Genomic DNA, 20,445 nt, shown 5'->3' on the forward strand with positions numbered 1-20,445 from the left:
CCGTTCAGCGCTTGTGGCGCGTGGTCTTGCGTTCGATGAGCTTGGTATCGAGCAGGTGGTTGGAGGATTGATGGGGGGTTTCAGTATTCAGCAGGCGTTCACACAGCAGGTTTGCTGCGAAGGCACCTTGGTCGGCAACGGGTTGCGCCACGGTGCTCAGGCCCAGGAACCAGCTCATGGGGTGATCGTCTATGCCGATCACGGACACGTTCTTGGGCACGGAAAGGCCGTGTTCACGCAGTGCCATCAGGGCACCGAACGCGGCCTCATCACAGTGGGCGAACACTGCTGTGGGCCTCCCGCCGCGGGTCATAAGTTCAGTCATTGCCCGCCTGCCGTCGTCGATGCTCGGCCCGGTTCCCACCACAAGGTCCGGGTGGACGGTGAGGTGGTGATCATCCAGCGCACGTTTGAAGCCACGGAACCGTGGAGTCTCAGTCACAACGGAGTCTTCATTGCTCGAGAGAACGGCCAAGTCCCAATGGCCCAGCCCCAGCAGGTGTTGGGTGGCCTGCCAGGCTGCGTGTTCGTCATCGATACCTACATTGTCCCACGGAACATTTCGCATGCCCACGCTGGCCACTGCCAGCCCGCAGGCTTCCAACGCTTCCACCTCTTTGGGGGCGAGGTCAATATTGAGCAGCAGTAGCCCATCCACTCTTTGCGTCAGGTTTCCCAGGTCCGCAAAGAATTGTTGCCGCACGCTGGCTTTGTTGCGCAGGCTGATCAGGACTGTGTCGTAGCCACTGTCGCCGAAGACTTCTTCTGCTGCTTCCACGGCCTGGGCGAAGAACCAGGCAGTGGCTGTCGGGGCCACGATAGCCACCGAACCCGTATTCCCACCGGCCAGCCTGGAAGCTGCGGCGGAGGCTTTGTAGCCAAGTTTGCTGGCGGCTTCCGCCACCTGTCGCTGGGCTTTTTCAGAAACATTGGGGAGGTTCCTGAGGGCCCGCGACACCGTGCAAATGGACAACCCGGACAGAACGGCTACGTCCTGGATTGTCACTCTGTGAGTCCTAACCATGCAACACGGCCTCAACCCTTTCCATCCTCGTCTGACGCCTTCGCGTGAGCCCCTAACCGGGACACCAGCCAAAAGTGTAAGCGCTTACAATTTTGTCATTCAATAGAGTGTGGTCGAATGCGATATTGTGACGCGAATCTCGCCGAAAGCTTGATTCCGAGGCCTTGATGCCTTCTAATCCTTAGGGCTTAACCCAAGACGTAGTACTTGAGGAACGCGCTCACATCCACCAGCTCCGGCGGCTCGATCCTGTGTCCCATCCCCGGATAGGTGCGCGCCGTTAGTGCGACGTTGGCGTTCAACCACTCCTCGGTGTGGGCTATGGCGTCCTCATTGATCACCGGATCAGCCTTGTCCCGCCCCCAGAAGAAGGGTGGTGGAGCGTCAAAAGACTCACTCAGAGCCAGGAGATCGTTGTCCAGGACGAACCCGGACAGGCCCACCGTTGCCTTGAACGCGTTGGGCCGCAGACGGAGGAGAGTGCTGGCCATGGCCATGCCCTGCGAATATCCCAGCAGGCTGACGCTGCTGTGGTTGTCCTTGACGGAGTTGATCCAGTTGAACACTGAGTTGGTGGATGCGATGACATCCGCGAAGTCGTTGGTCAAGAAGTAGTCCAGCAGGAACCAGCCATAGTGGTCACCAATGATCTTGGGGCCGCGAAGTGCCGCGCAGGTGAACTCACCCGGAAGGTGCGGGAAGAGGTCCACCATGCGCTGCTCGCTGGTGCCATACCCGTGCATCATTACCAGCAACGGGGTGCCCTTGCGCTGATTTTCGGGCTTCGACCACACCACTGATTCCATGGGGACGAGCCTAGTAGACTGTGCCCATGACTCCGCAGGAACTGGCCAACCTGGCCCATCTGCGGCGCGCCCGCGACTTCATCGATCGCGAATACGCGCGTCCGCTGGACGTTCCCACCATGGCCGCCGGGGCACTGATGTCCCCCGCGCATTTCTCCCGCCAGTTCAAGGCCGCCTACGGTGAATCGCCGTACAACTACCTCATGACCAGGCGCATCGAGCGTGCCATGGCCCTGCTCCGCGCAGGAACAAGCGTGACGGATGCCTGCATGGAAGTCGGCTGTACCTCGCTGGGCTCGTTCAGCAGCCGCTTCACGGAGATCGTAGGAATCAACCCCAGCGAATACCGGACCCGGGAGCACCACGCCGTGAAGGCCATGCCCAACTGCATCGCAAAACAGCACACCCGCCCTGAGAGAACGGGCAACAAAAATCTGAGCAGGATTGAAGAAGCGCCCGCGTCATAGCTGCAATAGCGTGTGATCCATGAACATTTCACTGAAGTACGCACACGTCACAGTCAACGATGTCGATGAGTCGCTCGCCTTCTACCGGGACGCCCTGGGTTTTGACGTTCGGAACGACGTCGGCTCCGACGGACAGCGCTGGGTAACCATCGGCAGCGATGCCCAGCCTGACCTTGAGCTTGTCCTTTCTCCGCCACACGCAGGCCGCTCACAGGCCGACGGCGACGCCATCCAGGAACTCCTTACCAAGGGCGTCATGCCCATGCTCGTGTTCACCACGGATAACCTCGACGCCACCTTCGAAAAGCTACGCGCATCCGGCGCCGAAGTACTCCAGGAGCCGATCGACCAGCCGTGGGGCCCGCGCGACTGCGCCTTCCGCGACCCCTCGGGCAACATGATCCGCATCAATCAGGGCTAACCATCCTCGCAGGGTTCACAGTCCGAAAGCACGACGGCGGGATGTCACCGTGGGCACCCACAGCGACGTCCCGCCGTCGTCGTTCTTCTGTTGTCAGAGACTCATCAGGCTGGCATCGGACCGCTCGCCGCCCTGATGCGTGGAGGTGATTGCCTCAGTTACGACGTCGGACAGCCGCTGCCGTCGGCCATAAGCTTGCCGCTGCAGCCGCTCGCCGGTTCCGCGCCGGAGGATGTTCGCCACCCCTGTCCGCGCGAGCGCGAGGTCCCCTGATTCGGTCAGGGCCCGGCGGATGTGCCGGAGTAGGGCAGCGGCCACATCAGCGGCAGCATATGGCGCCTGCTCCAGCGGGTGCAGCAATTGGTTATTGACGCCGAAACGGCTCGCCTTCCAGTTGGCCATGCGGATCACCGGGGTCAAAGTGCTCGACGGCGGTTCCCCCTTGCGCCACTCGCTTGCCGACGTTTCCACAAGGGCCCGTGCGAGGACCGCAATGGTGAGGGCATCCGCTGCATAGAGGCAGACGTCGGCAATCCGAAGTTCCACCGTCGGGTGTCCCCTGGACAGGCGGGCGTCGAAGTAGATCATGCCCTCGTCCAGTGGAACTCCGGTGCCCAGCAGCTCTGAAAGCACTGCCCGGTAGCCGTCAGCCGAACCGAAAACATCCATGGGACCAGCCGTAGGCCATCTGTTCCAGATCTGGGTGCGATAACTTGCGAACCCCGTGTCAGCCCCCATCCAGTAAGGGGAATTGGCGCTCAATGCCAAGAGGACCGGCAGCCAATGGCGCATCCGGTCCAGCACTGCGACGCCCTCATCCGGCGACTCGATGGACACGTGGACGTGGAAGCCGCAGGTGAGTTGCTCACGGGAAATGAGGCCAAATTCCGTGCCCATGGCGGCGTAGCGCTGATTGCCCGCAGTGGGTGTGGCATGGAAGACGGGCGGGGTTGCCAATGCCGCAACCCGCGCCCCCACGGCCCGGGCGGCGGAGTCCGCCAACGCCCGGCCGGCCCGGATCTCGGCCCTCAGTTCTTTGGCAGTCCGGCAGGGCAGCGAGTTGACCTCAATCTGCTCCTGCTTGAACTCCGACTTCAGCGAAGGCTCTTTAGGGTTGGACTCCGGGCCCTCAGGGGAGGCCACATCCAGGATGTCGGCGGCCAATGCCAAGGGCATGCCATCCACCGGATCAGCAATGAGCAGTTCCTCTTCGACGCCAAACGTACGCATAGCCACCCCTCCCCGCGACGAGTTGTTTAGAGACGGCGATTATCCAACGTGGCGCGGAACCTCCATTTGGAAACCGCAACGACAGTGGAGCACCTGCGTTTGCAAGTACACCTCAAGGAGGCTGGGACTGTCCGGATCGTCAGTGGTCCGGGGCGCCTCGATGACGCGTTCCGTGGGGCGTCCCAAGGTCATGGGATCACCGCAGTGGGTGCAGCTGAACCAGAGGCCCGCTGCGGACGTGGAAAGAAATTCACTCTGGATGGCTGGTATCAAGGCATCCAGTCGGACTGCGTGGGCGTAAAACGTATCGCATTCGCTACAGGTGTAGCTGACTTCGACGATCTCCGACTGATTCGGTGTTGCTTCCACAACCGTCTCTACAAAAACGTAGGAATCAGTATTGCAAACGGTGCACCACGGGCGTGCTCCGGTATCGGCAGTTGCAGGTGCCTGTCCACTTGCAGGCTTCGGGGCGGGAATCGGGGATCCAAGCGTCATTGCCATTCTCCTTTTACTCCTTCAAGGAGCCTGCATGGAGGCACACTGTGAGCCGGCCGAAAAGGGCCACGGCTAAAAAGGTGCAGTTCTTGGACCATCCGGGATGGCACAACTCATGAGGCTCCAAGGGCTATCTGCTTAACCCATGTATGAATGTAGTTCACTAGTGGCGCCCGTCACAAGTGATCGGGTTTCCTCCTACCCCTGGTGCGCGCGCTTTTAAGCTTCGAAGTGCGCCACGGGAGCTTCGTTGGCCACGCTCTTGACGATAGCCTCCGCCACGTTCCGCAGCTTCTGGTTCCGGGTGCTCGATGCCTTCTTGAGGATTTGGAACGCTTCTTCCTGCGTACAGCGGTTTTGGCCCATGATGATTCCACTGGCGAGGTCGATCACCGTACGAGTCTGCATGGCTTCCTGCAGATCGTCTGCGTGCTGCTGCTTCACACCAATCCGTACGGCCAGCCGCAGGGAGCGCTCGGCTTGGCTTGCGTAAAGTTCGCAATTACGGATGGTGGCGTCATCATATGCGTGGGCTTGCGGGGCGAAGAAGTTGAGGGCTGCGGTGGCTCCTTCGTCCAATTCCAGGGGCACGCAGAGGGCCGAAAGATGCCCTCGCTCGGCGATGACCCTGCAGTATTCCGACCACCTTTCTTCGGTTGATGTGTCAGGAACATGCTGGGTCCCATGGCTGCGCATGGCCTCCAGGCACGGACCATCACCGTACGCTTGCTGAACTTCATCGATCAGCCTGGCTTCATGGGTGCTTCCAGCTACCGTGGCAGTGCGTCGGCGCCGGCTGAGGGTGATGCCGCAGAGCACATCCATGCCAACGGCCTGCGACACGGCAGAAGCCGAAAAAACCGCGAGCTCATGGAGAAATCCGCCCACATCTTCGCTGTCTATCACCAGGTCCTGAAGCTGCTCAGGCACCGAAACATCGTCGGGCGCAGAGACAGCATCAGGCGCCGCAAAATCAACGTTCATTTCGTCCATGCCTCATTTTACGGTCGCCCAGGCCCAACTCGTCACCCGTCCGGCAATGGAAACAGAATCCTTGCATCTGGCGTGCACCTATGTGCACAATCGATTTATAGTCCACGTCACAGGACTCAGGCTTTTCAGCTCATGCAGACGGGCACCCCGCATTTTTTGATGCAGAGGTACAGACCCATGCCGGCTCAGCCAGCGTCCAGAGTCCCGGACGAAGCACATCAACCGCCAGATGAACCGCTTTGGTGCTCGCGCTGCAATACCGACCAGCACCTCCTGGTGAATTCCATTCAGTCGCACTATCCGCCCGCGCCCAACATGGTGGAAGTGGCATACGAGTGCCATGTTTGCAGGTACTCCTATGAACATGTCGCCTCCGTACGACGCGTGGCCGCGATCCTGAACCGCCCCGGCGTCCCCCAAGGCGTTCTGCAATTCGGCGGCCAGTACCTCCACTGCGGTGAACCTATGAAAACCAAAAGTTGCGAGCTTCGCAGAGTCCAGGCCCCTCTGGTGCTGACTCCTGGAGCGCAGCTGCGGATGTACGAGGTACTTATCAACACACGCATCCTCGGGTGCCATTGCGGCTTCCGTATGGAAATTCCGGACTGAGATTGGGGACGACATGGGGAGCAGCGCCATGAGAAACAACGCGATGAGAAGCTACACCAACAATTCTGAAGCTACCGGGAGGGATAGCATGCACGCAGAATCGCAACGAAAAGAGTCTTCCACCACGGCTGGAAAGCTGGGGCAAGCCGGCAAGCGCCGCCTTCCGGATCCGCCCGATCCGGACAACCTTCCCATCGACTACCCGGGCTCGGGGTGGGACTCCAGCAGGTATCCCTCCGCTGTTCCGGGAAGCCTTCGGCCGCAACACTCCGCACATCGGCGGAGCGCCTGATCATGAGTGAATTCCCGCCGGACCCATCACATCCTGATCCCACCCGCGAGCCGGGTCCCACTCCTGAGCCCGTTCCGTTGCCGGAACCAGGGCCGCCGCCCGTTCCGGAGCCCACACCCGGACCTACAGTGCCTTCGCCGCCAACACCGGGAGAACCGCCCGGGCCTTTGACCTAGCCCACGGCGGCAGGAAAACCAGGCAGGTTCACTCCACAGACCGGATCCCGTACATATCCCCCAGTCGGGATCCGAACGAGGGCGTGCCGCGCTACAGGGAGCGCGGAACGCCCTTTTCGTGCGCTTGGAGTCTTCTGTCGTCCGCACTATCCGCATCTGCATCTGCGTTTATGTTGGTTTCTATTGACTTACCAACATAAACAAAGATAGAGTCAAGCAATTCCACATCGTTGTGACAGCAGTCACTGATGTGGCTGCACTGATAAGCCAGCTTGACCGCAATGGAGGGTAAGTGTTCGCCGAAGAACGCCAGCAACTGATCTCCGCACTCGTCGCAGAGCGCGGACGGGTGAGCGTCACTGACCTTGCCGACCGTTTCAGCATCACCACTGAGACAATCCGCCGTGACCTCGCGGCCCTTGAGGTTTCCGGGAACCTGAGGCGCGTTCATGGCGGCGCCGTCACCTCCGACCTCCTGAGCACACGTGAGGAGAGCATCCTCGAGCGCGCCGTCCAGCGTCAGGTGGAAAAACTTCGCATCGCTAACGCGGCACTCGCCCTGATCCCCCAACTCACCACGGGAAGCGTCCTCCTGGACGCGGGTTCCACCACCGAGACCCTCGCCGACCTACTGGCCCAGCGCACGCCACCGGCCAACGGAAATGATGAGCTCGTGGTCATCACGCACGCCATCCCCATCGCCGGCAAGCTCTCCTCCTCGCAGGGCATAGCACTCCAGATCCTTGGCGGCCGTGTCCGCGGACTGACGCAGGCCGCCGTCGGGCAGTCAACCGTGGAGGCAGCTCACAAACTTCGGCCGGACATTGCCTTCGTCGGTGCCAACGGCATCCACGCAACATTTGGGCTCAGCACGCCGGATCCCGAAGAAGCCGCGGTGAAAGCCGCCTTCGTCACGTCAGCCCGCCGCGTGGTGGCCCTGGCCGACTCTTCCAAGCTGGACGCCGAAACACTGGTCCAGTTCGCCACCCTGAAGGACGTTGACACTTTGATCACAGACAGCGAACCGTCCGCGGAACTCGCAGCGGCCCTGGCCGATGCCGGGGTCGACGTGGTGATCGCATGATCATCACTTTGACCGCCAACCCGAGCCTGGACCGTACGGTTGAGCTCCCCGGCGCCTTGGCCCGCGGTGAGGTTCAGCGCGCGGTGGCCGTCCACCAGGAATCCGGCGGAAAGGGTGTCAACGTTTCACGGGCGCTGGTTGCCTCTGGCCTGGACACTTTGGCAGTCCTTCCGGGCGCCGATTCGGATCCTGTACTTTCAGGGCTGCACGACGGCGGCGTACCGTTCGCGGCGCTGCCCATCGGCCAGGCGTTGCGCAGCAACGTCACGCTCACCGAACCGGACGGTGTCACCACCAAGATCAACGAACCCGGCCCGGAGTTGAGCGGTGAACAGCAGGAAGCCCTGATCGGGCTGCTGCTGGAACGCTCCCGTGGCGCCAGCTGGGTGGTTCTCGCAGGTTCGCTCCCACCAGGAGTACCCGCGGATTTCTACGCCACCATCGCTCGTCGACTCCGGTCGAACGCGGACGGAACGGCCGCCCCAAGCATCGCCATTGACTCCTCCGGAGCGCCGCTCGCGGCCGCCTTGGTGGGCGATGCCGCAGGAAAGCCGGACCTCCTCAAGCCGAACGCGGAAGAGCTCGCAGAGCTTGCCGCCGCGGCCGGTTTTACCAACGTCTCCACTGCTGACGAACTGGAAGCGGATCCGGCCAAAGCTGCTGAAGCCGCTGCCGCCGTCGTCGCCAGCGGTGTAGGTGCCGTTCTTGCAACACTCGGGTCCAAGGGAGCAGTCCTGGTGACGGCCGACGGAGCATGGTTCGCCACGCATCCTCCCATCAAAGCCGTCAGCACGGTGGGCGCCGGGGACTCTTCATTGGCCGGCTATTTGTTGGCTGCTACCCAAGGTGGCTCTGCGCAGGACTGCCTTCGTCAAGCCGTGGCACATGGTGCCGCTGCTGCTTCGCTGCCGGGCTCCACTGTCCCGGCAGTCCACCAGACAAACCCCAATGCCGTAACCATCACGGCCCTCCAGAAGGACTCACAGTGACCCAGCTGATCACACCCCAATTGGTCACCCTCGACCAAAACCTGGGCGACTCCCCTGCCGACGTCATCCGCGTCCTGGCTGGCAAAGTTGCCGCCACCGGCCGTGCTTCCGAGGTTGAAGGCCTCTTCGCCGACGCCTTCGCCCGCGAGCAAAAGACCGCAACCGGCGTTCCCGGCGGCATCGCTATTCCGCACTGCCGCTCCGCTGCCGTCCAGGAGCCTGCCCTGGCCATGGCGCGCCTGTCCCACAAAGTGGACTTCGGTGCCAAGGACGGCCCGGCTGACCTCATCTTCTTCATCGCGGCCCCGGACGGCGCGGACCAGGAGCACTTGAAGCTGCTCTCCAAGCTGGCCCGTTCGCTGATCAAAAAGGACTTCACGGCGGCTCTGCGTGCGGCAGCCACCGAGCAGGACATTGTGGACCTCGTCGATGGCGCCCTGGCCGACAAGCCGGCTGCAGCACCTGCGGAGGCTGCACCCGCTGCCGCTACCGCCAGTACGACGACGACTGCAGCACCAAAGCGCATCGTGGCCGTGACTGCTTGCCCCACAGGTATTGCGCACACGTATATGGCTGCCGACTCCTTGGTGGCCGCCGCCAAGGAAATGGGCGTTGACCTTCAGGTCGAGACCCAGGGATCCTCTGGCGCCAAGCCGCTTGACCCGGCAGTGATTGCAGCAGCTGACGCAGTAATCTTCGCCGTCGACGTGGATGTTCGAGGCAAGGAACGTTTCGCCGGCAAGCCGGTCATCAACGCACCGGTCAAGCGGGGCATCGACGAACCCACCAAGATGGTTCAGGAAGCACTTGCAGCTGCCGACGACCCCCGGGCACGCCGCGTTCCCCATGCAGGCCCTGAAGAGCAGGCTGAGCGCGATGCGGAGGAGAAGGGCGAGCACATCGGCCAGAAGCTGAAGCGAGCACTCCTCACCGGCGTGAGCTACATGATTCCGTTCGTAGCCGGTGGTGGCCTGTTGATGGCGCTCGGATTCCTTATGGGTGGCTATCTCATTACGGACTTCGCCGACAAGATCGTCGTCGAAAACAGCATCTTCAACCTCCCCACCGCCTTCCCCGACAACGCTTGGGGTCCTCTGGGTGCTTATCTGGGAGCCGTGTTGTTCAAGATCGGCAACCTGTCGATTCAGTTCCTGGTGCCTGCGCTGGCTGGCTACATTGCCTACGCCATCGCCGACAGGCCCGGTATTGCACCCGGCTTCGTTGCCGGCGCGGTGGCTGGATTCATGGGGGCGGGCTTCCTCGGCGGCATCGTCGGCGGCCTCCTCGCCGGCTACGCCGCTTACCAAATAGGAAAACTCAACGTTCCTCGTTGGCTCCGAGGTTTGATGCCCGTAGTCATCATCCCTCTTATAGCTTCCATTGTGGCGTCCGGACTGATGTTCCTCATCCTTGGGCGCCCCATCGTGGACCTGACCAACGCACTCAATGCTGGACTTTCAAGCCTGACGGGTGCGGGCGCTATCCTTCTGGGCATCATCCTCGGCCTCATGATGTGCTTCGATCTGGGTGGCCCGGTCAACAAGGTGGCTTACTCCTTCGCGGTCGCGGGTCTGGGAGCTGCTTCGGTAGCAAACCAGGCACCATGGCAGATCATGGCAGCTGTCATGGCTGCCGGCATGGTTCCGCCCCTCGCGATGGCTTTGGCCACGGTCTTGAACAAGAAGCTGTTCTCTTTGGCTGAGCGTGAAAATGGAAAGGCTGCATGGCTTCTCGGGGCTTCGTTCATCTCGGAAGGTGCCATCCCCTTCGCCGCTGCTGATCCCCTTCGCGTCATCCCTGCCAGCATGGTGGGTGGTGCAGTAACCGGCGCACTGTCCATGGCCTTTGCCGTAACGTCCAAGGCGCCCCACGGCGGCCTGTTCGTGTTCTTCGCGATCGACAACTTCCTGCTGTTCTTCCTGTCAGTTGCCGTTGGTGTGGTCATCACCGCACTTCTGGTTATCGCCCTCAAGCGCTTTGCAGTCAAGAAGCCGGTGGAAGCGGAACCCATTCCTGCTACTGCCAGCGTGTAGCCACAACGGTCTAGACTTCCCACAAAGCAACCCCTCAACACAGCCACCCCTTACAAAGAGGAGCACCAATGCCAGAACGTACAGCCACCATTGCAAGCCGTGTGGGCCTCCACGCCCGTCCGGCAGCCATTTTCGCCGAAGCAGCTGGAGACCTGGATCTCGACGTCACCATCGCACGCCAGGGCGAGCCCGCGGATGACGCCATGGACGCCGCGAGCATCCTGTCACTGATGAGCCTGGGCGCTTCCCACGGCGACGTTGTAGTCCTGCGCGCCGATGGTGAAGGTGCGGATGCGGCCTTGGACAGCTTGGTCAAGATCCTCGAAACGGACCACGACGCCTAACCCGGGATACGCAAGTCCCTCAGCGACACAGATAGAGCCTGTCAACACCGGAATAAGGGTGTCGGCAGGCTCTATCTGTGTCTGCCGCCGTCAATCACCGGCTAGGTCTTCTCTTCGTTCAGGAAGGCCGCAACAGACGCCTCCGTTGGCTTCACTTCCTTGAGCTTGCCCGAGAGGTAGGCCTCGATGATCCTTGGGTCGACGTACGAAGAGCGGGCCACCGACGGGGTGTTGCCCAGCAACTCCGAAGCTTCCTTGATGGCCCGCACTATCGCTTGGCGTGGTGTGCCCTTATGGCCGGACTTGATCAGGCATATCGCCGCAGCTGCAGTGCCTTTCCACGTCCGGAAATCCTTTGATGTGTAGGCTTCGCCGGCGATGCCACGCAAGTATTCATTGATCATGGACGCGTCAACGGAAACCCATGACCCGTTGGCTTGGTAGGCCAGCAACCGCTCTTTGCCGGGCCGTTGTGCGAGCGGTTCCAGGAAGGCTGCCAGCCCGGGGTCGTGTATGGATGTGTCCCACAACTGGCCGCTCTTACCGGGGAACTTCAGGAAGACATCCTGCCCTTCCACCCGGGCGTGGCGGCATCGGAGTGTGGTGAGCCCATAGGAGCCGTTCTGCTTCATATAGATCTCGGAGCCGACGCGGAGCGCACCCAGATCCATGAGCCGTACCGCAGCGGCGAGGGTTTGTTGCCTGGGATCTTCGGAGTTCTGCAGGTGCACCGTGACGTTGCGCCGAATTGCGGGCAGGACAAGGCCTAGCTTGGCTGCGCGAAGGAACTTCTCGGTGTCCTTCCGTTCCCTCCACCGGGGATGGTAGATGTACTGGCTGCGGCCTGCACCATCAACCCCGGTGGCCAGAATGTGGCCGTGCTCGTAGGGGCTGATCCACACGTCGGTCCACGCAGGCGGGATCGCCAGCGCATTAATGCGCTGGCGATCCTCTTTGCTGACAAGGGTCCCGTCCGGATGCCTGTAGCTGAACCCTTTTCCTACCTTGCGGCGGACGATGCCGGGCTTGGACAGGTCACTGCGCTTAAGCCTGGGCACGGTTCTTCCGCCCTACTCGTGGTCGCCCGGTCCTTTAAGGCCTAGGCCTCGTCCGGATCCGTCACGGCAGCGCCGGCGTTCATGATTTCCGCGTTAATCATCCACACCAGCTGCTCAAGGCGGGAGATGAACGCGTGAAGCAGGTCCGCCGTCGTGGGGTCTTCCTCGTCCACTTCGTCATGGACATCGCGCATGGTCTGAACGGCACGCTCCACACGCTCAGTGACCAGCTTGACGGCGTTCTTGGTGTTGACCAGGCCTGCCGGGAATTCCTCCAGGCGGGTGCCCTTGGCGATGGTTGCGCTGCGGCCGTCGGGCAGGGCGTGGAGTGCACGCATGCGCTCGGCTGTGTCGTCAGCGAATTGGCGTGTGGCCAGGACCAGCTCGTCCAGCTGGAGGTGGAGATCGCGGAAGTTCGGTCCCACAATGTTCCAGTGCGCCTGCTTCCCCTGGAGCTGCAGCTCGATGAGGTCGGTCAGGACGATCTGAAGGTTGTCTGCAAGCTGCTGTGACGCTTTCATGTGTTCCTCTCATGGACGTTCATGTGAGCCAAAAACGCGCCGCATAATCTCTGCGGCAACTGCCCAATCATCAGGTGACGACTGCCATAAGCCTTTCATAAGGTTGCTTAGTAGTACAATGAAGAGTGTTACTGTTCACGACTGGCGAACTTCACCACATGGCGAAGACCGGCATGTGATACACGAAAAGGCACTTTGAGGCCGTGGAACGCCTCCAAGTACCGGCATAACTCAATCGAAGTAAATCGGAATGCATAGTTTGGAATCGGCGATTCATCAAAGATTCCCCCAGAAAGGAATGTGCTGACCATGAATACGCTTCTGATCATTGCTGGTGTAGTAGCAATTGTTCTTCTCTTGGTAGGCGGCTTCACTGAAGCCCTGAGTTGGTTGCTGTGGGTAGGCGTCATCCTCCTCGTCATTGCGGCCATCGGCTGGTTGCTGAGCTTCATGTCGGGTCGCAGGGGACACACGGTATAAACCAAAACCGGACATACCCCTCCCGGATCCCACGGCCAGGCCCTAAGCAGTTACAGACCGTGAGGGCTGTTCCCATCACTGCAAGTGCACTGGGAGCAGCCCTCCTGTATCACCCGTCGCCGTCGGCGCCTTTACCGGTCGCTGAAGGTGGCGGGGCCGCATCAGGGTCCTGGGGTGTCGGGAACTCGTCACCAAGGGTGTCGGGCACTCCCTGGGCCGGCCGTTCCGGCGTCTCGCGTTCATCACCCTGGCCAGGCATCTCCTGCTCCGGGGTGGGGGTGCCGTAGCCGCCGGGTTCGCTCTCCGGGTCTACGCGGTGTTCGTCCTGGCTCATTGCTTCCTCCTTGGAAATCCGATGAGGCCCCGATAGAAAAGATCGAGGAATGCTGACAGTTCGACCGTAGTCCCACGCATGGTCGTCGTCCACCAAAACCACAATGGAGGTGCACAGATGGTAGAGCCGGAGCAGGCTCCCAGAACCGGTCGCAATGAATCGCTCGAGGAGCGTATGGACCGGAACTGGATGGAACTGATCCAGGAATTGCGGGTGCTCCAGACCGGGGTCCAGATTCTGGGAGGCTTCTTGCTGACGCTGCCCTTCCAGGAACGCTTCGAAGAGCTGGACGACTGGCAACGGAGCCTCTACCTCTTCAACGTGATGGTGGCAGCGCTGACGACAATCCTCATCGTGCTCCCCGTCAGTGTTCATCGCCGGTTGTTCCGCAGGGGGCTGAAGGCCACCCTGGTCTCCAGTGCCGACGTTGTCACCAAGTGGGCGTTGGGCGGGGTAGCACTCCTGATCGTGGGCTCGGCCACCTTGGTCTTCGACTTCACCGCAGGACGAACCGCAGGAATTGTGGCCGCCAGTTTCATCATCCTGGTCCTGTTGCTCCTCGTGGTGGGCACGCCGCTATGGCTGCACCGCCGCGCCGTCCGGAACGGCAACGGCAACAGCAACAGCGGAAATTCAAGAGAGGTGTGAGCATGCTGAAACCTGCCAAGCACCAAGACACATCTGGTAAAGACAACAAGCCAGCCCGCCAGTGGGTCAAGGACCATGGTTTGCTGCTGGTCAACGCGGGCCTGTTCGTCGTTTTCCTCGGCGGAATGATCATTTCAGGGGCAGCCCATTACAGCGAAGAACAGCAAACACACGGACAACCGGCAACCGGCATTTCCGATTTCCTGACTTCTGGAAATTTCTGGGAAGCCGTCTTTGAGAACTGGGAGTCGGAGTTCCTCCAGATGGCCATGTACGTGGTCCTGACGGTTTTCCTGTTCCAAAGGGGCTCCTCCGAATCAAAGCCCGTGGACAAGGACGCCCCTCAGGACGAGGACCCGCGAGACGCAAAGATGACAGCCAAGACCCCTTGGCCTGTACGCCGGGGCGGTTGGGTCCTGAAGGTCTACGAGCATTCGCTTTCCGGCCTGCTCGGCCTGCTTTTCCTGCTTTCCTTCATCCTGCATGCCTTTAGCGGAACGTCCGCTTACAACGACGAACAGCGCAGCCATGGCCTTCCCGAGGTCTCCACGTGGGAGTACGTCGGGTCAAGCCAGTTCTGGTTTGAGTCCTTCCAAAACTGGCAAAGCGAGTTTCTGGCCGTGGCCGTGCTGGTAGGAGCGTCCGTGTACCTCCGCGAAAGAGGCTCACCGGAGTCAAAGCCGGTTGCAGAGCCACACTACGAGACGGGCGCCTAACCCAATTCAGAGAAAGGACGGCATCATGCCTGGAAAGAAAAACTCCAGTTTGAAGGACCCCAAACTTTATGAAGAGCTCCGCGAGGATGGCGCGTCCAAGGAGAAGGCAGCCCGCGTCTCGAACGCTGCCGCGGCGAAGGGCCGCAAGGAAGTAGGACGCAAGGGCGGTAAGTCCGGTGACTACGATGACTGGACTGTGGACAAATTGAAGTCACGCGCCAAAGAACTTGGGCTAAAGGGTTACTCGGATAAGAAGAAATCCGAGCTCATCTCCATGCTGCGGAATCACTAGTTATCCAGGTCAAACATGAAAGCAGCGGCCGCTTGAACGGCGGCCACTGCTTTCATGAAATTCGATCGGGTGAATTACGACGCCGGTTCACGCCTTTTTCTTGGCCCGCGTCTTTGGTTTGCTGGCAGTTTTGCTGGCGGCAGCGGCGTCGTCGTCCGCTTTTTCCTTTCCGCGTTTCTTGTCCAAGCTGCGTTTGAGGGCTTCCATGAGGTCGATGACGTCCCCGCCCTCGCCTTCGCCTTCCGTTGCACCGAAAGTGGCCTCGGTATCCAAGGCTTCGCCCTTTTCCAGCTTTGCCTCAATCAGCGTTCGGAGCTGCGCTTGATAGTCGTCGGTGTATTCATCGGGGTCAAAGTCGTGCGCCATGGATTCCACCAAAGCGGAGGACATTTCCAGCTCCTTGTCGGAGATTTTGATGTCGGTCTCCAAGGACGGGAATTTGGCTTCCCGGACCTCATCTCCCCACAAGAGCGCCTGCAACAACAGCACGTCACCACGTACCCGCAGCGCCCCCAAGCGGGTCTTCTGCCGCAACGCGTACTGGACGATCGCGATCCTGTCCGTGTCCTCCAGTGTCTGCCGAAGAAGCATGTACGCCTTGGGCGATTTGGAGTCCGGCTCCAGGAAATAACTGCGTTCATACATGATGGGGTCCAGTTGCTCGGCGGGGATGAACTCCACCACCTCAATTTCGCGGCTATTCTCTTCCGGCAACGACTTCAATTCAGCCGACGTCAGGACTACGGTGCGGCCTTCTTCTTCATAGGCCTTGTCGATATCCTCGTACGCCACAACTTCGCCGCAAATTTCGCATTTCCGCTGGTACCGAATGCGCCCGCCGTCCTTATTGTGGACTTGGTGCAGGCCAATATCGTGATCCTCCGTGGCACTGTAGAGCTTCACTGGTACGTTGACCAGACCGAACGCGATAGATCCCTTCCATATGGCCCTCATGCACCCAGTCAACAGCACAACACAGCAGAGGAGAAGAGGTGGCAGGCAAGCAACAGGAGCGGGTGAACGTGGAAGGCCACGAGCTCACCCTCACCAACCTGGGCAAAATCATCTACCCCGAAACCGGCACCACCAAGGCTGAAGTGCTGGAGTACTACGCCGCCGTCGCGCCGTTCCTGATCCCGGCCGCTGCCAATCGGCCCGTAACCCGCAAGCGCTGGGTCAACGGGGTGGGCACCGCTGAGGATCCCGGGCAAGTGTTCTTCCAGAAAAATCTCGAAGACTCGGCTCCCAAATGGATTCCCCGTGCCGCCATCCAGCACTCGGACCACACCAACGTGTATCCCATGGTGAACAACCTTGCGACGCTCACCTGGATGGCCCAGATCGCCTCCTTGGAGATCCACGTACCGCAGTGGCAGGTGGACCCTTCGGGAAAGCCGCTACGACCCGACCGCTTCGTCCTTGACCTCGATCCAGGCCCTGGTGCTGGACTGCCCGAGTGCGTTGAGGTGGCCAAGCTGGCCCGTTCCATCCTGCAGGACATGGGCATGGATCCAGTCCCTGTCACCAGCGGAAGCAAGGGTATCCACCTCTACACCGGCCTCGACGGCACCCTGAAGTCCGAGCAAGTGTCCGCGTTCGCCAAAGAGCTCGCCCGTGCCTTGGAATCGGATCACCCGGAGCTGGTGGTCAGCGACATGAAGAAGTCCCTCCGCCACGGAAAAGTGCTGGTGGACTGGAGCCAGAACAGCGGGAACAAGACCACCATCGTCCCCTATTCCCTGCGCGGAAAAGCCCACCCTACTGTCGCCGCACCGCGCACTTGGCGGGAGCTCTCCTCCCCTTCATTGGACCATCTCGATTACTTGGCCGTGATGAAGCGCGTTGCTACCGGGAAGGACCACTTTGCGTCCATCTCCGACCGGCACCTGCCGCCTCACGGTGAGGATGATAATGACGACGACGGCGCTGCTGCCGGAGGCAGTTCAAGCACCGCCGGTTCCGGCGGCGGTTCGGTCCGTTCCCGCGAGCGGGTGGTGACGGTAGAGAACCGTCTCGCCAAATACGTCGGGATGCGCGATCCGGGGAAAACCCCGGAGCCGTTTCCGTCGTCGTCGGCTGTTTCCACCTCCAAGCAATCCGGAGGCTCCTCTTCCGATCAACCGAAGCCCGGCGATCCTCCACCCCCCGGCGGCATCTTCGTCATCCAAGAGCACCACGCCCGCCGCTACCACTTGGACCTGCGCCTGGAGCACAATGGCGTCCTGGCGTCGTGGGCGCTGCCGCGTGGCATCCCGGAAACCCCCGACCGCAACAACCTTGCCGTCCATACCGAAGACCACCCCATGGAATACGCGAACTTTGCGGGCGTGATCCCCAAAGGTGAGTACGGGGCAGGCACCATGACCATTTGGGACCGCGGCGAGTACACGTGCGAGAAGTGGCGCGACGGCAAGGAAGTGATCGCGACCCTCACGGGCGAGCCGGGTGGTGGTCTCGGTGGAACCAAACGTTTTGCGCTCATCAATACGGGCGACCGATGGTTGATTCACCTGATGAAGGAGCAGCCGGGAGGACGGCGGGTTCCGTCCGCGAGCTCGGCGAAGTCCTCGCCGCGGCCGCCCAAGCCTGCTGCTCCCCAGCCCATGCCGAACTACACCCCCATGCTCGCCACCTCCGGGACCACAGCCGATTTGCGCGGCGATGATTGGCTGTATGAACTGAAATGGGACGGAATCCGGGCGATCATCACCGGCACGGAGGGCAAGATCCGGCTCATGAGTCGCAACGGAAACGATCTCACCGCCGCCTATCCCGAACTGACGGACCGTGCATGCTGGCCCGATGGCGACTTCGTGGCTGATGGCGAAATTGTGGCGCTCGGCAAAGGTTCGCGGCCTGATTTCGGGCGGCTGCAACTCCGGATGAACCTGGTCAAGGCTGCGGATATTGAACGTGCCCGATCAACGGTTCCGGTGCAGCTGATGCTGTTCGACCTTCTTTACGACGACGCCACGGACCTGAGCGGGCTGCCCTTCCGAGAGCGTCGCGAGAGGCTCTCCGGGTTTGCGCAGCGCTTGCCGAAAGGCTGCCCGTTGCATCTTTCGGCAGTGTTGGACCACGACGTTGAGGACCTGATGACCAGCGCGGCCGAGCTTGGCTTGGAGGGTGTCATGGCCAAGAAGGCCGACAGCCGCTACGTGATTGGTCGCCGCAGCAGGTCCTGGATCAAGCTGAAGCTGGAGCAAAGCCAGGAAGTGGTAGTGGGCGGTTGGCGTCCCGGTGCGGGCGCCAGGAGCGGGACTTTCGGTGCGCTGCTGCTGGGCATCCCAGACGGCGACAAGCTGCACTACGTGGGCCGGGTGGGCACCGGGTTCAAGGACTGGCAGCTCCGCGACGTCATGGAGAAACTGGAGCCCCTGGGAGTGGGCAACTCCCCCTTCGCGGACATTCCGCGGGAGGATGCTGCGGGTGCCAAGTGGGTGAGCCCTGAGCTGGTGGCCGAGGTAACGTTCGGTGAATGGACAGGCCCCGGCCGGCTGCGGCATCCGGTGTGGCGTGGCTGGCGTCCGGACAAGTCCCCTGAGGACGTAAGCCAGCCCAACTAGGTCGCAGTTAATGCCGTTCTGAGGGCTCAAAACGGCATGATCTGCGACCTAGTTGGGCTGGCTCCTGTTGGTGCGATTGGTTCGGCGATGCGAGCCTAGGAGGAGTGCGGCATTTGCGGGCGGCTGGTCCTGTGGATCGCCGTCACAGCTGCCCCCTGGCCCATCCGGCCATGGGCTTGGTCGCGGTCCTTCGGGTGGCGACGTTTGCCGTTACCGTCCGGCCACTGCTTGCTCTGGTCAGCGCCCAGCGCGACGGCGACGGTTGTCGGCTCGGGCATCGGCGCCATACCCATGGACTCCACCAAGTGGCTAGCAACCTCAGGATTGATGCGTTCAGACTCGTGATTCGCAGTCATGGTTCTTCCTTTCCAGTGTGCCTGTATTTCCAATGTGCCTGTCCGCTGGTTTTACCAGCGGACCTTCTTTTCCGTCTTAGCCTGCTTACCGCTGGCGGAGGTTGGCTTATGCCCCTTGCCTGTGCTTTGCCAACCGGCCGGAGCACCACCCCCGGACTTGCTGGCCAGCATGGCCTTCTGGGCGTCGGTCAGTTTGGACTTGATACCGCCGGAAGCCGGGGTCTTCTTGTTTTCGGAAGGGTTGGCAGTCATACGTGGACTCCTAAAAGTGTGAGTCCTGAAGAGACACGTATCCCTGTCGTCGCGGTTCGGGAAAAAGTCATCAAGAACGGGAACGGCATGGAGGCAGGGCCTCAACAGGCGTGGATTTTTGTCAGGTTAAACTCGGCTGTGCCGCTAGGGCAGAGGCCGGTCTACTCAAAAATCAGTGTTCCCATGCCTCATACCCTAACCAAATCCCTGCAGATTTGTGAACCCCTCACCTGCAGCTTCTTCGTGCTCCACAGGAATTCCTCCTCGGCTAGCATGGCAAACGTGACCCGGAGAGCATCCATCGCCACAGCACTGCGTGCCGCCGGCTGCGTTTTTGCGGAGGACGAAGCACAACTGCTCCTCGATGCCGCCCACCATCCGGACCAACTCAACCGCATGGTGGACCAACGCCTTACCGGACGCCCCTTGGAACACATTGTGGGGTGGGCGGAGTTCTGCGGGACGCGAATCTCCGTGGACCCCGGTGTGTTCGTGCCCCGGCGGCGCACGGAGTTCGTGGTGCGAGTGGCGGCGATGATCGCCAAACCCGGAGCCGTCGTCGTCGACCTTTGCTGCGGTTCCGGGGCGATAGGTGCAGCACTCAACGATCTCCTGGGGAGCTGCAAACTGCACGCTGCGGATATCGACCCCGCAGCGGTTCAGTGCGCCCGCCGCAACGTTGAGCCTCGCGGCGGCCGCGTCCACCAGGGGGACCTCTACGCGGCATTGCCCCGGGAACTACGCGGGAAAGTTGACGTGCTGCTCGCGAACGCGCCCTATGTTCCTACGGAGTCCATGGTGCTGATGCCGCAGGAGGCGCGGCTCCACGAGCCGAGGGTAGCGCTCGACGGCGGCGCTGACGGTTTGGATGTCCAGCGTCGCTTAGCGCTGGGCGCGGCTGAGTGGCTGGCGCCGGGTGGGTCCTTGGTGATGGAAACCTCAAGTCAACAGGCGCCGCGCACTGCCCGACTCCTGCAGGAGGCGGGGTTGCTCACGAAGGTGGCCTCGGACGAGGAGTTGGATGCAACCGTGGTGCTCGCGGCGCACGGGTGATCCGTTCAAACCGTCAGCTTTTAGGCCCGAATCCGGCCCGTTAAGTGGGCTCAGCTAAACAATTTGGTAACAACGTGCTCCCGAGGGCAAAAACGAGCCCGGATCCGCATGATTACAGGGCAAGAGCGGGTAATGAGATGCAACACAGCTAGGCAATTTGCACCCTCATATGGCCCAAAAATCGGATCTCAACTCGGGTTTTC

General features: G+C 61.2%; 23 protein-coding genes. 12 read left to right on the top strand and 11 right to left on the bottom strand.

All coding sequences use genetic code 11. The features are described from left to right. Positions 1–4: 4 nt before the first annotated feature. Together M1D89_RS22430 and M1D89_RS22435 are read right to left on the bottom strand one after the other, a co-directional pair. Positions 5–1,006: a LacI family DNA-binding transcriptional regulator gene (locus M1D89_RS22430; RefSeq protein WP_498647113.1), complete on the bottom strand. Its 1,002-nt coding sequence runs from the start codon at positions 1,004–1,006 to the stop codon at positions 5–7. Between the two features lie 206 nt (positions 1,007–1,212). Beyond that, complete coding sequence (locus tag M1D89_RS22435; protein WP_419203625.1) at positions 1,213–1,830, bottom strand: alpha/beta hydrolase; 618 nt, start codon at positions 1,828–1,830, stop codon at positions 1,213–1,215. A gap of 26 nt (positions 1,831–1,856) precedes the next feature. On the opposite strand from M1D89_RS22435, the gene M1D89_RS22440 reads away from it, so the two are divergent. Together M1D89_RS22440 and M1D89_RS22445 are read left to right on the top strand one after the other, a co-directional pair. After that, complete coding sequence (locus tag M1D89_RS22440) at positions 1,857–2,297, top strand: helix-turn-helix transcriptional regulator (RefSeq protein ID WP_498647116.1); 441 nt, start codon at positions 1,857–1,859, stop codon at positions 2,295–2,297. A gap of 19 nt (positions 2,298–2,316) precedes the next feature. Then, positions 2,317–2,718 carry a VOC family protein gene (locus M1D89_RS22445; protein WP_498647117.1) on the top strand — a complete coding sequence of 134 codons (402 nt, stop codon included), beginning with the start codon at positions 2,317–2,319 and terminating at the stop codon, positions 2,716–2,718. 93 nt (positions 2,719–2,811) lie between these two features. On the opposite strand, the gene M1D89_RS22450 is transcribed toward M1D89_RS22445, so the two are convergent. From M1D89_RS22450 to M1D89_RS22460, 3 genes are all read right to left on the bottom strand, one after another. Then, entirely contained in the window at positions 2,812–3,948 is a 1,137-nt protein-coding gene (locus tag M1D89_RS22450; protein ID WP_498647118.1) for a glutamate--cysteine ligase 2, read from the bottom strand. A 39-nt stretch (positions 3,949–3,987) separates the two neighbouring features. Continuing rightward, complete coding sequence (locus M1D89_RS22455; protein WP_498647121.1) at positions 3,988–4,446, bottom strand: hypothetical protein; 459 nt, start codon at positions 4,444–4,446, stop codon at positions 3,988–3,990. A gap of 219 nt (positions 4,447–4,665) precedes the next feature. After that, positions 4,666–5,439, bottom strand: coding sequence for a GAF and ANTAR domain-containing protein (locus tag M1D89_RS22460; RefSeq protein WP_498647124.1), 774 nt, complete (start codon positions 5,437–5,439; stop codon positions 4,666–4,668). A gap of 1,369 nt (positions 5,440–6,808) precedes the next feature. Here M1D89_RS22460 and M1D89_RS22465 point away from each other — a divergent pair. The 4 genes from M1D89_RS22465 to M1D89_RS22480 all read left to right on the top strand — a co-directional run bounded on the left by M1D89_RS22465 (position 6,809) and on the right by M1D89_RS22480 (position 10,966). Continuing rightward, positions 6,809–7,600: a DeoR/GlpR family DNA-binding transcription regulator gene (locus tag M1D89_RS22465; RefSeq protein WP_498647126.1), complete on the top strand. Its 792-nt coding sequence runs from the start codon at positions 6,809–6,811 to the stop codon at positions 7,598–7,600. Continuing rightward, the gene (locus tag M1D89_RS22470) at positions 7,597–8,589 is read left to right on the top strand and encodes a 1-phosphofructokinase family hexose kinase (RefSeq protein WP_498647128.1); all 993 of its coding nucleotides are present in this window, start codon (positions 7,597–7,599) and stop codon (positions 8,587–8,589) included. Before M1D89_RS22465 ends, M1D89_RS22470 begins: the two co-directional genes overlap by 4 nt. Continuing rightward, on the top strand, positions 8,586–10,622 hold the full coding sequence (locus M1D89_RS22475; RefSeq protein WP_498647130.1) for a PTS fructose transporter subunit IIABC: 2,037 nt from the start codon (positions 8,586–8,588) through the stop codon (positions 10,620–10,622). The genes M1D89_RS22470 and M1D89_RS22475 overlap by 4 nt, the downstream gene beginning before the upstream one ends. A 68-nt stretch (positions 10,623–10,690) precedes the next feature. Beyond that, on the top strand, positions 10,691–10,966 hold the full coding sequence (locus M1D89_RS22480) for an HPr family phosphocarrier protein (protein WP_498647132.1): 276 nt from the start codon (positions 10,691–10,693) through the stop codon (positions 10,964–10,966). Between the two features lie 101 nt (positions 10,967–11,067). On the opposite strand, the gene M1D89_RS22485 is transcribed toward M1D89_RS22480, so the two are convergent. Then, positions 11,068–12,024, bottom strand: a complete 957-nt coding sequence (locus M1D89_RS22485) for a DNA topoisomerase IB (RefSeq protein WP_498647134.1) — start codon at positions 12,022–12,024, stop codon at positions 11,068–11,070. A 41-nt stretch (positions 12,025–12,065) separates the two neighbouring features. Then, positions 12,066–12,545: a Dps family protein gene (locus tag M1D89_RS22490; protein WP_017197103.1), complete on the bottom strand. Its 480-nt coding sequence runs from the start codon at positions 12,543–12,545 to the stop codon at positions 12,066–12,068. A gap of 309 nt (positions 12,546–12,854) precedes the next feature. Here M1D89_RS22490 and M1D89_RS22495 point away from each other — a divergent pair, with 309 nt between their 5' ends. Then, positions 12,855–13,025 carry a hypothetical protein gene (locus M1D89_RS22495; RefSeq protein ID WP_017197102.1) on the top strand — a complete coding sequence of 57 codons (171 nt, stop codon included), beginning with the start codon at positions 12,855–12,857 and terminating at the stop codon, positions 13,023–13,025. Between the two features lie 109 nt (positions 13,026–13,134). On the opposite strand, the gene M1D89_RS22500 is transcribed toward M1D89_RS22495, so the two are convergent. Beyond that, positions 13,135–13,359: a hypothetical protein gene (locus M1D89_RS22500; protein WP_402940739.1), complete on the bottom strand. Its 225-nt coding sequence runs from the start codon at positions 13,357–13,359 to the stop codon at positions 13,135–13,137. A 117-nt stretch (positions 13,360–13,476) separates the two neighbouring features. Here M1D89_RS22500 and M1D89_RS22505 point away from each other — a divergent pair, with 117 nt between their 5' ends. The 3 genes from M1D89_RS22505 to M1D89_RS22515 are packed head-to-tail and all read left to right on the top strand — an operon-like array spanning position 13,477 to position 15,015. Beyond that, the gene (locus tag M1D89_RS22505; protein WP_498647137.1) at positions 13,477–14,007 is read left to right on the top strand and encodes a DUF6328 family protein; all 531 of its coding nucleotides are present in this window, start codon (positions 13,477–13,479) and stop codon (positions 14,005–14,007) included. Positions 14,008–14,009: 2 nt separating this feature from the next. Next, complete coding sequence (locus M1D89_RS22510) at positions 14,010–14,723, top strand: DUF6766 family protein (RefSeq protein ID WP_498647139.1); 714 nt, start codon at positions 14,010–14,012, stop codon at positions 14,721–14,723. 25 nt (positions 14,724–14,748) lie between these two features. Further along, positions 14,749–15,015 carry a DUF7218 family protein gene (locus tag M1D89_RS22515; RefSeq protein ID WP_017197099.1) on the top strand — a complete coding sequence of 89 codons (267 nt, stop codon included), beginning with the start codon at positions 14,749–14,751 and terminating at the stop codon, positions 15,013–15,015. An 87-nt stretch (positions 15,016–15,102) separates the two neighbouring features. Here the strand turns inward: M1D89_RS22515 and ku are convergent, their stop codons facing one another. Then, positions 15,103–15,969, bottom strand: coding sequence for a non-homologous end joining protein Ku (gene ku / locus M1D89_RS22520; protein WP_498647141.1), 867 nt, complete (start codon positions 15,967–15,969; stop codon positions 15,103–15,105). Positions 15,970–16,007: 38 nt separating this feature from the next. Here ku and M1D89_RS22525 point away from each other — a divergent pair, with 38 nt between their 5' ends. After that, positions 16,008–18,581, top strand: coding sequence for an ATP-dependent DNA ligase (locus M1D89_RS22525; RefSeq protein ID WP_498647143.1), 2,574 nt, complete (start codon positions 16,008–16,010; stop codon positions 18,579–18,581). Positions 18,582–18,676: 95 nt separating this feature from the next. Here the strand turns inward: M1D89_RS22525 and M1D89_RS22530 are convergent, their stop codons facing one another. Continuing rightward, complete coding sequence (locus M1D89_RS22530) at positions 18,677–18,937, bottom strand: hypothetical protein (RefSeq protein ID WP_498647145.1); 261 nt, start codon at positions 18,935–18,937, stop codon at positions 18,677–18,679. A 51-nt stretch (positions 18,938–18,988) separates the two neighbouring features. Then, entirely contained in the window at positions 18,989–19,189 is a 201-nt protein-coding gene (locus M1D89_RS22535) for a hypothetical protein (protein ID WP_043469623.1), read from the bottom strand. 183 nt (positions 19,190–19,372) lie between these two features. On the opposite strand from M1D89_RS22535, the gene M1D89_RS22540 reads away from it, so the two are divergent. Further along, complete coding sequence (locus tag M1D89_RS22540) at positions 19,373–20,242, top strand: putative protein N(5)-glutamine methyltransferase (RefSeq protein WP_498647147.1); 870 nt, start codon at positions 19,373–19,375, stop codon at positions 20,240–20,242. Positions 20,243–20,445: the final 203 nt, after the last annotated feature.

The organism is Arthrobacter sp. D3-18, assembly GCF_054408525.1.